This window comes from Microscilla marina ATCC 23134, from assembly GCF_000169175.1.
Classification (GTDB): Bacteria; Bacteroidota; Bacteroidia; order Cytophagales; family Microscillaceae; genus Microscilla; species Microscilla marina.
Genome location: NZ_AAWS01000034.1, coordinates 88742 through 101159, shown reverse-complemented (window position 1 = coordinate 101159; position 12418 = coordinate 88742). Strand labels below are relative to the sequence as shown.

General features: G+C 42.0%; 10 protein-coding genes. 4 read left to right on the top strand and 6 right to left on the bottom strand.

From position 1 onward, the window contains the following. The 5 genes from M23134_RS25405 to M23134_RS25385 form a co-directional block, all read right to left on the bottom strand. Positions 1-756, bottom strand: a 756-nt coding sequence (locus M23134_RS25405) for a hypothetical protein (RefSeq protein WP_045114317.1), incomplete at its 3' end; no start/stop codon positions are given. A gap of 251 nt (positions 757-1007) precedes the next feature. Next, the gene (locus tag M23134_RS25400; RefSeq protein WP_002701040.1) at positions 1008-1706 is read right to left on the bottom strand and encodes a response regulator transcription factor; all 699 of its coding nucleotides are present in this window, start codon (positions 1704-1706) and stop codon (positions 1008-1010) included. A 253-nt stretch (positions 1707-1959) separates the two neighbouring features. Further along, positions 1960-3564, bottom strand: coding sequence for a sensor histidine kinase (locus M23134_RS25395; RefSeq protein WP_157558639.1), 1605 nt, complete (start codon positions 3562-3564; stop codon positions 1960-1962). Between the two features lie 96 nt (positions 3565-3660). Beyond that, positions 3661-4197, bottom strand: coding sequence for an NUDIX hydrolase (locus M23134_RS25390; RefSeq protein WP_002701037.1), 537 nt, complete (start codon positions 4195-4197; stop codon positions 3661-3663). Positions 4198-4271: 74 nt separating this feature from the next. Next, positions 4272-5180, bottom strand: coding sequence for an SIMPL domain-containing protein (locus M23134_RS25385; RefSeq protein WP_002701036.1), 909 nt, complete (start codon positions 5178-5180; stop codon positions 4272-4274). 95 nt (positions 5181-5275) lie between these two features. Here M23134_RS25385 and M23134_RS25380 point away from each other — a divergent pair, with 95 nt between their 5' ends. From M23134_RS25380 to M23134_RS25365, 4 genes are all read left to right on the top strand, one after another. Then, on the top strand, positions 5276-6841 hold the full coding sequence (locus M23134_RS25380) for a bifunctional 3-(3-hydroxy-phenyl)propionate/3-hydroxycinnamic acid hydroxylase (RefSeq protein ID WP_002701035.1): 1566 nt from the start codon (positions 5276-5278) through the stop codon (positions 6839-6841). Positions 6842-7128: 287 nt separating this feature from the next. Beyond that, positions 7129-8223 carry a DMT family transporter gene (locus M23134_RS25375; protein ID WP_002701033.1) on the top strand — a complete coding sequence of 365 codons (1095 nt, stop codon included), beginning with the start codon at positions 7129-7131 and terminating at the stop codon, positions 8221-8223. Between the two features lie 491 nt (positions 8224-8714). Continuing rightward, positions 8715-8900: a hypothetical protein gene (locus M23134_RS25370; RefSeq protein ID WP_002701031.1), complete on the top strand. Its 186-nt coding sequence runs from the start codon at positions 8715-8717 to the stop codon at positions 8898-8900. Between the two features lie 100 nt (positions 8901-9000). Beyond that, positions 9001-10923 carry a M23 family metallopeptidase gene (locus M23134_RS25365; RefSeq protein WP_002701030.1) on the top strand — a complete coding sequence of 641 codons (1923 nt, stop codon included), beginning with the start codon at positions 9001-9003 and terminating at the stop codon, positions 10921-10923. A 266-nt stretch (positions 10924-11189) separates the two neighbouring features. Here the strand turns inward: M23134_RS25365 and M23134_RS25360 are convergent, their stop codons facing one another. Continuing rightward, positions 11190-12311, bottom strand: coding sequence for a serine hydrolase domain-containing protein (locus tag M23134_RS25360; protein ID WP_002701028.1), 1122 nt, complete (start codon positions 12309-12311; stop codon positions 11190-11192). Between the last annotated feature and the right edge of the window lie 107 nt (positions 12312-12418).

Here is a 12418-nt window from a genome sequence, read left to right as displayed (position 1 = left end):
ACTCTTGGACATTACCTCTATCTTCATGGTCATGGCTGTTTTGTTAGTTTCGGTGTTTGATACATAAAAATCAATAGATGATACACCCCAAGCAGGAGCTGAACCTTGGTCAGCTAAAATACTAATACCTGCAATGCCTTTTCCAGAAGAGAAGCTTCCCCAGCTTGATCCTCCATCATAATAATTTGCTCCAATAAATACTCTATGTCTTTGGTCGCTTGTTTGGATAATTCCACCATAATTCCCACCCACAGGATCTCCTAATACCAAAGATGTGTGGTCACCCTTGGCTATATGAAGCCCTGAGTTGGGTAAAGAAGCAAAAGGACTAGCAGTACCAATGCCTACGTTATCTCCTTTCAAAACAAACTTTGCCCAGGAAGAACTAAAGCCATCCTTGGCAATATAAAAACCGCCAGCACCAAAAACACCCATACACCAGTTCTCTGAGTTCCCCTGAAACGCTAGGTGTTTCCATCCACCCCCTGCGTTATCCTTCAGGGTAAGGCTAGCATGTTCTATCGGACTAGAAGTTCCTAAGCTTAAGCTGCCATAGGTGGTTAGCCGCATTTTTTCGTTGCCCCCAATGCTAAAAATGGAGTTGCCTCCAGTTTCATTATCCAGGATGACTCCCGTGCCACTGCTGGGCTTTTTGATGGCAAGGCGGGAGGTTTGCGCCTGTGACTGGGTACATAGCCCCAAGGCAAAAAAAGCCATCAGGCTCAAAGTAATTAGTATAGAGTGGTGTTTTTTCATCACTTGTTGATTCACTATTTGTTTTATCAAAAAAACAGTTTAACCATTATTGTATTTAGCCAAAAGCAACATTGCGTCTTTTAGCGCTTTCATTTAAACTATACCAATATAAGGGTACACCATTGGAAGTTTTTTTCAGAAAACATATTAAACAAAAAAAATCGTTGATGCTTCTAACTGAACATCAACGACTTATATTTTTTATTGGAGGAAAGTAAAGAGAGGGGTGATCATTAAGGCAGGGGGCAGGGCTATACCAACTCTACGAGCTTGAAACCTTGTCCGTGTACATTGACAATCTGAATATTTTCGTCAGACTTGAGGTATTTTCTGAGCTTGGTAATGTATACGTCCATACTGCGGGCATTGAAGTAGTTGTCATCCAACCATATTTTTTTCAAAGCCTTTGACCGCTCCAGGGTCTGGTTTTTATGTTCGCATAACATTTTGAGCAAGGCAGCTTCTTTAGAGGTCAGTTTTTTGCTTTCGCCCTGGCGCTGGAGTTTTTGGGTGCTGTAGTCAAAACTAAACGAGCCTACCTCAAAATATTCTTGGGTTGATGGTGTTACTGGCTGCTCCCCTACACGTCGCATAATGGCTTCTATGCGCAACAAGAGTTCTTCCATACTAAAAGGCTTGTGGATGTAGTCATCAGCCCCTGCCTTGAACCCCTTGATGGCATCTTCTTTCATAGATTTAGCCGTCAGAAAAATAATGGGTACTTTTTTGTTTTGCTCTCTTATTTTTTCGGCAAGCGTAAATCCATCCATTTTGGGCAACATCACATCTAATATACACAGATCGAACCCCGCAGTGTGAAAAGTATCTAATCCGGCTTCGCCATCACGTCGCAGGGTAGTAGGGTATCCTTTAATCTGTAAATACTCCTGTAGCAGCTGCCCCAGGTTGTTGTCATCTTCTACCAACAATATTTTTATTTCATCTTTCATAGGTGATCTTCTTTTGACTAGCCTTCATGCACTGGCGTTTAGCGAGAATGAACAAGATAAAATAAAGTACGGGATATGGGTCACAAGGTTGGGTCTATGACGAATTACAACCAAAGGGTTCCCAATTAAGTTTAAGCACTTTTTTAGACTTGAAGGTAGACAATCGCATTTTCAACGAAGCAGGTACAGCTTGAGGGCTCACAAGGCAATGATCCGTTTTTATTGGTTGCTTCGCGCACCCTTGCCCTGCCCATCAAGCACTATGTGCCATGTAAGGGAAAAACAGGGTAAAGGTACTGCCTTTGGCTGGCTCGCTTTTTACCTGAATTTCGCCTTGGTGGGCGTCTACCATTGTTTTTACATAACTCAACCCTAACCCAAAGCCTTTGACATCGTGAATGTTGCCTGTAGGCACCCGGTAAAATTTATCAAAAACCTTGTTGATTACTTCTTTAGAAATGCCTTGTCCTTTGTCGCTAATCATTACCCTAATGCCCCGTTCATTGCTTTGGGTTTCAATGGTGATTTCCGGGTGGTCGGGCGAGTATTTATTGGCATTATCCAACAGGTTAATGATCATATTGGTCAAGTGAATCTCATCGGCATAAATGCAGGCTTGTTCAGCGTTTAACGCAGTATGAAGCATCCCTCCACGTTTTTCTACCTGAATTTGTATGTTTCTCACTGCTTTGGCAATGCTTTGGTGTACATCTACCTCGCTAATATTCAGCTTGAAGTCTTCCCGGTCTAACCGGGCTATCTGCAGCACCTTCTCTACCTGTTGCCCCAATCGGTCGTTTTCTTCTTTGATCATTCCCATATAGCGATTCACTTGACCGGGGAGCTGTTGAATGTCAGGGTCTTGCATTGCCTGGCAAGCCAACGACACAGTAGCAATCGGGGTTTTGAACTCGTGGGTCATGTTATTAATAAAATCTTTGGTCATGTCTGACATTTTCTTTTGCTTCAGAATGGTGTTTACCGCAAATGTAAAACAAAAAATAATGAGGGCAATAAACACAAATGCTGAGGCAAGCACTGTCCACATTTGCTTTATTACAAAGGTGTTTTCTGCCGGAAAGTCTACCAATAGTTTGTTGGGTTGTGGTGATATATCATTGGGAAACAAGATGGTCGCATAGTTTACCTGAGACAGTGCCTGCTGAGGGTTGGAGTACTGGATGGGCTTTTGGGGGTGAAACACATAACGATACTGGCCATTTTGCTGAGTAACCACATTGAAACGGTAAGGAATGTCAATGCCTTTACTTAGCAATTCTATATGAAGCAATGAATCGAGCAATTCCTGGCTGATGCGCTGGTGCAATGGCTTGCGTTTGCTCAACAACTCGTCTATCACCAACATCACCGAACTAGCCTTCACATGCACTTTTTTGCTTGAGTCGTCATTCACGACAGTGACCTCTTGAGGGTGCAAAATTTGCTTAAGACGAGGGTTGGACTTAGAGCTGACATTGAGGGTAAAAGTGGTATCTTCTCCTCCTTCAGACAGGGTCCAGCTGTGTTGAAGTTCTACTTTACTATGGTTCTTTTTTGTCTTTGATTTTCGCAACACATTGAATTTGCGATTACCAGAAGCAATGATATTGTAAAATTGTTGGGGGTGTGGGTAGCGACTGCCTTTTGTATTAAAAAAACGATTGCCTACGGCATAAGCGGTCTCTCGTTTTTCCAATTTACGCACCAGGTTGCTCAAGGCCTGATGTACGTCTTGATTAAAGCGTTCTTTTTTTATTTTGAGCGAGGTATTGACCCAATAAATCTGTAAACCAATCAAACCTATCAGGGCAACACTCATTAAGAAAATGATATAATTGAGTTTTTTTCTGGTTTTCATATAGGCACCTGTTCTTTGTATATTTGATACAAAATACGGTGAAAGCAACTGTTTTTTTGGGTATTTAACATTTTTTAACTCTGTAGAGGCTACCAACTAAAAAGGCTGGATATGATCAAGTAACAGATAAGCAGCAGTTAAGTTATAAAAATCAAAGTCGTGTGGGTTGCGCAACTTTTCTTTAAACGCTGGCAAATTCATGGTAATTACTTCTATAAACTCGGTATCGTCGAGGCGCTGCCCTTGTATTTCTATGCATCCGGTGGCCACAAAACAATATTGACAGCCAATGCCATAAGGTAAGGTCACTTTTTTCTTGAAAAATATGTCTTCTGCCTGGTAACCTGTTTCTTCGAGCAACTCACGTTTGGCAGCATCTTTTGGATCTTCATTAAAGTCTATATACCCAGACGGGGTACTCATCAACACTTGTTCGGGACCAGGACGAAACTGTTTGACCAACAATACTTCATTGTCTTCGGTAAGTGCCGCAATAGAGGCAAAGTTACCTCCAGCAACAATGTCATATTCCATGACTTTGCCATTGGGCAACTCAAACTTTCGCTTGATAATGCTTCGGTAGCCATGGTATACTTTGTCTTCTTTGAGTTTTTTCCAGGGTTGAATGTCCATACTTTTCCTATTTATTGAGAGAGTCAAAAATAAGGGTTATTTGTAAGAACCTACCCCAACCCTGCAAAAACTTCTTACTTTATCTTTCTTACTACATCGTACTCTATGGTCACTTGCAAATGAAACTGAAGCATGGGTTTCACAGGGTTATTGTTCAACACCTTGTCATACTTGCTAAAGTTAGGTGGGTCATAGTATACCGTTTTGAGTTTTCGCTTGTCGATTCGAGTAAAATTGCGCCGACTGTAACTTGGCGAACTTACGCTGGCAGATTGAAAAGCAGTATAGCTCTGGTACATCTGCCCTGGCAAATAAGCCCCAAAACGTTCAGACAAAATTTTGCTTTTATCCCATAGTTTTACCCCAGTTACCTCAAGGTAAACCCCTTTTTTTTGTTCAATTACCTTCAATGCTTCTTTCCATAATTCTTTGTATATGGGCGCCTGGTTGTACTTGAGGTAGTCTACTTTTATCAGGTCGTATATACCATATTGGGCGGCCAACTGTAACATTTTATTGAGCAACTTATCGTCTTTGTAGCGAATGGCAATGTTCTTTTTTAACTCAAAACCCTCTGTTTTTTCGGTGGCTACCTTTTTGTCACTGTCAAAACTATAGCCATATACCTGGTTTTGGGTTACCATGTCTATATAGTAGTCATCCTGTCGAATGCCTAACCCTTTCAGTTTTTGTACAAAGCCCTGTAGCCTTTGGGTAATTTTTTCATTACAGGCTTTTACACTGGGCGCCTCTTCTGATAAGCCAAATACCGCGACAAATTCGTCTGCCTCTACATACTTCAATATATTGGCGGTCACCACCAGTTTGGTTCCTTTCGAGTTGCTTATATCTACTGCTTGTTGGGAGCTGCTATAAGTCCTTTTTTTGTAATAAGAATTACCGGCATGTTGGGCAGTTAACCAATAGTGAGGGGCAATCAGGCAACACCAAGCCAATAAGGTGTTTTTCACTAGTTTGTTCATATCTTATAAATTTTTGGTAGTACTTGTGGTAGTAAGATACCTTCTGAAAGATAAAGTTTAATGTCACATTCAAAATAAATTTCTATTTTGGGCACATGATGCAGAAAGAGGATGAGTTTTCAGGATATGATGTATTGATTGTAGGTTTGGGTCCGGTAGGCATGCTGGCGGCTAACTTACTGGGCATGTATGGTTTAAAGGTAGCTGTGTTTGAACGCAATCAGGAGCTATACAATATTCCGCGTGCCATTCACATAGACGATGAGGTTATGCGTATTTTGCAATATGTGGGGTTGCATGAGCCAGTATTGGCTTTGAGCAAACCTGTACCCGGCATGCGCCTTGTTACCCCCCGTGGCAAGGTATTGCTCGAAACCTCTAAAACCGCTACCGCAGGGTTTGCGGCAAGCTACTTGTTTTACCAACCCCACCTGGAACAGGTGCTCATGGAAGGAGTTGAACGCTACAAAAATGTATCGGTATTTTTTGGGGCAACGGCAGTAGCCATACAACCTGACAATACCCCTGCCCTGCAAGTAAAAACTGCCGAAAAAACCTGTACCTATTTGGGTAAATTTATCCTTGCCTGTGATGGAGCCAATAGTTCTCTACGTGACCTGTTACAGCTTCGACTGAAAGACCTTAGGTTTAGCCGCCGCAACCTTAAAGTTGACGTGCGAATAGAAGACGAAGGAGAGACGTTTAAATTTTCGGACTGGATTCAAAAAACTGTGGCTCCTCCCAACAAATCGCACGTGTTTCTCAATAGTTTTGGCAGCCATTACCGTTGGGAATTTTCTATTCCCAAGGGGAGCTCCAGCGCCTCTATCGAGTGGGCATCGCCTGGTATCATACAAGACATGTTGGCTACCGTAATTAATCCTGACAAGGTAAAAATAATCCACGCGGTAGAATATAGATTTGCTACCAAAATAGCCCGACAGTGGCAACAAGATCGGGTGTTTTTGGCAGGCGATGCAGCCCATCAAATGCCTCCCTATATAGGACAAGGCATGTGTGCTGGGTTTCGTGATGTGATGAATATAAGCTGGAAAATTAAAGCTGTGATCAAAGACCAGGCTCCCCTCCAACTCCTGCAGAGTTATGCCGTTGAGCGCGTTCCTCATGTGCGCTTTATAATGTGGGTCACTCGTTGGGTGGGGCGTTTGTTCATTACCCGGCGTTGGGGGTGGGTACTCAAGGGGCTTGCCTTGTTTGCCCCCAGACATTGGCGTAAAGTAAAGGTTCCTCCCCAAAAACTTAAACAAGGCATTTTTGGCAAAAACAGACGCTTACGCGGGCACCTGTTTCCACAAATGGAAGTAACCCTTGCCAACCAGACCCACTTACAAGATGCTTGTCTGGGCAAAGGCTGGTGCATTGTGAGCTATGGACAAGAGGTTTCACAAGCATTGCCTGCCGACACTTTGCAACGTTTGACCCAATTGGGTGTCTCTTTTTGTATAATTGCTACAGCCGATGCGGTGAATAATGAGGAAGGCAACCCAACCGACCGCTATGGCCGTTACCAACAGTGGTTTACCAAGCACAAAGTAGAGGTGGTAGTAGTGCGCCCCGACCGCTATATTTATGATGCTACCCAAACAGCAAAGTTGCCACAGGTAATTCAGCGTTTGTTGAAAGAGGTTTATCCTGTGTAGTTGTGTGTGATGCTTTCGTGCGGTTCTTGAAAAAAGGGGCAATATTGGCTTTTGTTGGTCTGCCACCAAAGCACATTGGTAGAATATGTAGAGGCATTGCCAACCTAGGGCAAGCCCCTGACGTATTTAAAAGCTACCTTGTTTGCCTAATCCTAAATAATCGGCTAGTTTTGCTATAACTTTTACAAAAATACAATTAAACAAGGCAGGTATTATCAGGAAAACACTCATTGAATTAATCAAAATCTCCTGCCCTTTTATCACCATTGCCATGATTATATAAGTACATGCCAAATTTACGAGATCACGCTGTTCTCCATTTCATTGTATTGATCTGGGGATTTACCGCCATTTTGGGCAAACTCATTACCATTCCCGCAGTTGAGTTGGTTTTTTACCGTACCCTCATTGCTTCTATTGCCTTAGGGCTCATTATTACCCGTCGTCGCAGATCGTTTAGAATGAGTATCGCTTCTGGACTTAAGATTTTGGGTACTGGTATGCTCATTTCGGCACATTGGATTCTATTTTTTGCTTCGGTAAATATTTCTACCGTATCGGTATGCCTGGCAGGTATGGCCACTGCTACGCTCTGGACAAGTATACTAGACCCGCTCATTACCGGGCGTAAAGTCAAGGGGTTTGAAATAAACATAGGCTTGGTAATTATTTTGGGCTTGTATGTGGTTTTTCGCTTTGAGTTTAACCACTTTTGGGGCATTTTGCTTGCCCTTATTTCGGCCATGTTAGCCGCATTGTTTACGGTAATCAATAGTAAACTTATCAAAAAACACGACCACTCTATCATTACTTTTTATGAGATGGCAGGCGCTTGCCTTGGTTCGGCTTTGTTCTTTCCATTTTATGCCCGGTATTTTGTCAAATCACACACCTTGCACCTTATCCCCGACAATGCCATAGACTGGCTTTATATAGGTATTCTAGCCATTATTTGTACCGTATATGCTTATACTGTGGCAGTAAAACTCATGAACAAATTTAGTCCTTTTGCCATTAACCTTACCGTAAACCTAGAGCCTGTATATGGCATCGTACTGGCGTTTATTATTTTTGGTGATGCCGAAAAAATGACGGCTGGCTTTTATTTGGGTACCCTCATTATACTGGCAGCAGTACTTGCCTACCCTTACCTTGATAAATATTTTGCCGAAAAACGAGGTTCCTGGAAAATTGTAGTATTGTTGGCTGCCATTGTTTTCAACGAATCGGGCTTGTTTCCCATATATATTCACTGGCTCGGTTACTTAGGATTAATGTTGGTGCTTATTTCGCCAGAAGTGTACCAATGGATAACAAAAAAAAGGAAAGCCCGCAAAGCTGCCGAAGAGTCTAATTTAGAAACAGTGAAGGTGAACCGGTAAATGTACAGTCAAAAAGACTTGGGGGCATTCTTCAAAAGGCAAAGCTCGGTTTAACATATCTGAGAACAAAACTCATTGAAAATCAAGCTAAATGCGGAAATTTAAACGAGCTCTGAGATAAGTGTTTGGTGTGTTTGCTCATTGGCTTCGGTATCTGATGAAAAAATAACTTGTCTGGTAGACTATTTTCAAATTTACTTTCAATAAATCAACCCTCCCAATGTTAGCCCTCTTGGTTTTATAAATAAGTACTAAAGTAGAATTAAATACAAACCACAATAAAATATAACAAACTTATAATAAACCAGTTAACGCTATATTTAGCTCATCGTTCACTGCTTGCTACTACTGATAACAAAACAATTGAACTATAAAGTAATTTAACAGTATAGCCATACCACTATTTAATAAATTTGTGCCTGGTTGGTTTACCCTGTAGCTAATTTTTATAACTTTGGTATTGCACAAGTTTAAACACATATTATACGCACATGTTCGACTTTTATTTGACTATCGTTAAGACGCTGGTAAAAACCGAAAAATCGGAGTTTAAAAACAAGTTTAACAGCTTGGTTTATGCTGATAAAGATTTGAGTACTGACGAAAAAATGTTTTTGTTGGAAGAAATGCAAAAAGAGTGGATTGCCCGCCAGGAAAAGAAGAAAAAAAATAAATAACTGCTTGTTTTTTAGAACGTTGCCCGGCAAAGGTGGTATACACTTGTTGTAAAGTACGCCACCTTCGCACAAGCGTATGCCACAACACCGAAGGAAAAGTATGGGAGGATTTTGCATTGATCAATCGACACGTTATTCAGTACATACATTATTTTTTAAACAAGCCCTTGTGCTCTTGCTGGGCTGTATAAGCTGGCAGGCACAGGCGCAACACACGTATATGTTTCCGGTTAATCCAGGCAAAAAAAGCTGGTTGACCGGCAATTTTGGGGAAATTCGCAGCAGTCATTTTCACGCCGGACTCGACATAGCCGCCAATCCAGGCACTCCAGTGCGTGCGGTTGCCAATGGTTATGTATACCGCCTCAAAGCCTCTACGTATGGCTACGGCAATGCAGTATACTTATACCACCCACACACCAAACAACAATCTTTGTATGGGCATTTATTACGATTTGCCCCCAAGATAGCCCGCTATGTAAGGGCTCGCCAAAATCAACAACAAGATTTTTTTTACGAAGAATACCTCAAGGCACACGCCATTCCGGTAGCCAAAGGCGAAATCATTGCTTATGTGGGCAATACTGGTGCCTCGGCTGGTCCTCACCTACACTTTGAAATACGTACCCTTGCCGATGAAGCCCTGAACCCTTTTCAATTTAAATTCAAAGAAATAGGCTACGACAACATTCCTCCGGTTATTCGTGCGTTGGCTATCAAAACCCTGAATATTAACGGCAGGGTAAACAATCGTTTTGGCAGGTACCAATTCAAAGTACGAAAAGTAGCCCGCAACCGCTATACCTTGGGCAAAGTGATTACCGCCAACGGTAAAATAGGTTTTGAATTGCTGACCCACGACCTCATGAACAGGGCAAGCAATACCTATGGCACTACCAAAATAAAAGTGGTGGTAGATGGCAGGCAGGTTTTTTTGATGGATATAAACAAGATAGACCACCACATCAATAAGGCCATGCGGGTGCATGCCGACTATGCCCAACACCGCCGCAGTTATAGGGGCTACCAACGTTGTTATGTGGCAGATGGCAATCCTTATACTTTTTATCAAACCGATGCCTTGCGGGGTGCTGTCAATATTCAAGACAACCGCTTGCATTCGGTGGCCATATACGCCACTGACTTTTGGGGCAATACAAGTATACTGAGCTTCAAAATCAAGGGAAAGTTACCACCAATGGTCAAGTTTCGCCCCACCTCTGTTCCCCGACGTACTTATTTAAGCTATGAGATACAAGGCAATACACTGGTGCTTAAAGGGCACTATATCAGACAAAAGGCTGACATTGCCCGCTTTAATGTAGCAGGGCTCGCCTATGATGTGCCTATAGTGTATATGCAAGGGCTCACTTCGGTGTATTTGTGGGATTTGCGCCACGGCTTGCCCGACTATGTGGAACTGGGCAGCTTACGCAAAAAATTTAACCTTAGGATGTTGGTGCCCGCTAATCGTACCGTCATTTATAGAGAAGCAGGCAGGCTTGAAATTAAATTTCCTAAAGGGGCACTATTTGATACTTTGTACCTGGAAACCAAGCTCTATAAAAACAGTGTGACTATTAATAGCTCTTATACGCCTATATTCAAAAACATTGAAATAAGCCTGAAGCCTGCTGTGGTGCCTACTAACAAAAAAGGCTGGAATGTTTATCAGGGCAATAAGTTTATCAAAGGTAGCCGTTGGGTAGGCAATAAGATGGTTTTTCAATATGATCGCTTGGGCAATTATCGTATTGCCCGCGATATAAGCCCTCCCTCTTTGCGCTGGTTGCGAAAATCGTTGTATAAAATCTCGTTTCGAATCAAGGACAACCTTTCGGGTATTAAAAACTTTAAGGCTACCCTCAACGGCAAGTTTTTATTGATGAATTACGAACATAAGGGTTTTATGATATGGTCGGCCGCGCCTCTAGGCAACAAAAGAAAAGCCTTGAAGGGTTTATTCACCCTTACTATTACTGACAAAGCAGGCAATGTAAGGTACTTCAAGGCTAGGCTTTAGCTTTTTCTTAAGCTACGATGGGCTTTTAGCCTTTTCTTGAGCTATGATGAGCTTTTAGCCTTTAGCTTTTTCTTGAGCTACGATGAGCTTTTAGCCTTTAGCCTTTTCTTGAGCTATGATGGGCTTTTAGCCTTTTTTTGACTGTTTGTATTGGGCTTTTAGCCTCGCTTCGCGCCAATTCGTAATTAGCTAAAGCAGAGCTCCCTCTGGTCGGTTCGTAATTGAACCATTCGTAATTAATCCATTCGTAATTCCCTAATTCTTAATTACTCTTTTCGATCCAGGGCTTTCTTGATTTCGGCAGTTAATAACCAAATACGCGAAGGTTGGTTGCCCAGGATAATCACAAAGTCTTGCTGGTTGTTGAACATACTTACTGCGGCACGAAAACCATTGACTGATCCTCCGTGGCTAATGATGTTGGTAAGTTTGTATGCTTTAGTGAGTCGTACGTCATTGATAAACCATCCATAAGCATAGTTACTCAAATTGGGCGTAAACATTTTTTTAGTCAGTTCCTTGTTCAGTAATTTGTTTGTGGCAAGGGCTTTCAACCAAACCAACATATCTTCTACGGTAGAGTGAACACCTCCGGTAGAGTAAGTGTTGGATTGATGACGTGGCTTGTTAAGTTTAAATCTAAAGTCGTTGTCTGTAGCAGCTTTCTGCTTCTTAAGATCATAGCTCAAGGCAAAGTTTTGCAATTCGTCGGTGTTTAAAGTAAATCCGGTATTTTTAAGCCCCAAAGGACGCGCAATACGCTCTTCGAGCAAAGTACTAAAAGTTTTTCCGGTAATTTGTTCGGCTATAGCTGCCAACAATATATAGCCCATGCTGCTGTAAGACATCTTCTTGCCTGGTTTTGCCACCATACCCATTTTAGCTATTACCTTGGCATACTCTACTGGAGTAGTGGGCTTATACATAAACTTTTTATACTTTACCTTTAGCTGAGAGTAATGCCCTAGACCTGAGGTATGCGAGAGCAGTTGGTGAATGGTAATTGTTGATTTTTCTTTAGGTAAAAAAGGGAAGTATTTAATTGCCAAGTCGTTTAGCTTAAGTTTGCCTTCTTGCACCAACTGCAGTACAATCATTGCGGTAAACTGTTTGGACACTGACCCCACCAAAAACTTTGTATTGATTAGGTTCTTTTGCTCAGCTGCTTTGTTGGCGTAACCTTTGGCACCTTTCCACACCAATTGTCGGTTTTGTGCCACCAACACCGCTCCCGAAAAGGGATGGTCTTGGCAGTACTTTTCTACCACTGCCTTTATTACTTCGGTTTTAGATTGGTGCTTAGGTGTACTATCTTGGGCACGAGCAGGCAACCAAACATATATTAAAAGTAGTAAGCACAAGAGTGAATGTTTTGTCTGATTTTTCATTTGGGTAACAGGTATTTGTTTTTTATTGTTTGTACTAGTACTCCAGACACTAAATATGTAAAGCGGTATTCTGCACCTTTTGCCCTTTGGCTTCTTTAAAGATCACC

What these genes read in the sequence shown, in the direction of transcription:
- M23134_RS25400 (WP_002701040.1), bottom strand. Translation starts at nt 1,706, where the DNA reads ATGAAAGATGAAATAAAAATATTGTTGGTAGAAGATGACAACAACCTG.
- M23134_RS25395 (WP_157558639.1), bottom strand. Translation starts at nt 3,564, where the DNA reads ATGAAAACCAGAAAAAAACTCAATTATATCATTTTCTTAATGAGTGTT.
- M23134_RS25390 (WP_002701037.1), bottom strand. Translation starts at nt 4,197, where the DNA reads ATGGACATTCAACCCTGGAAAAAACTCAAAGAAGACAAAGTATACCAT.
- M23134_RS25385 (WP_002701036.1), bottom strand. Translation starts at nt 5,180, where the DNA reads ATGAACAAACTAGTGAAAAACACCTTATTGGCTTGGTGTTGCCTGATT.
- M23134_RS25380 (WP_002701035.1), top strand. Translation starts at nt 5,276, where the DNA reads ATGATGCAGAAAGAGGATGAGTTTTCAGGATATGATGTATTGATTGTA.
- M23134_RS25375 (WP_002701033.1), top strand. Translation starts at nt 7,129, where the DNA reads ATGCCAAATTTACGAGATCACGCTGTTCTCCATTTCATTGTATTGATC.
- M23134_RS25370 (WP_002701031.1), top strand. Translation starts at nt 8,715, where the DNA reads ATGTTCGACTTTTATTTGACTATCGTTAAGACGCTGGTAAAAACCGAA.
- M23134_RS25365 (WP_002701030.1), top strand. Translation starts at nt 9,001, where the DNA reads ATGGGAGGATTTTGCATTGATCAATCGACACGTTATTCAGTACATACA.
- M23134_RS25360 (WP_002701028.1), bottom strand. Translation starts at nt 12,311, where the DNA reads ATGAAAAATCAGACAAAACATTCACTCTTGTGCTTACTACTTTTAATA.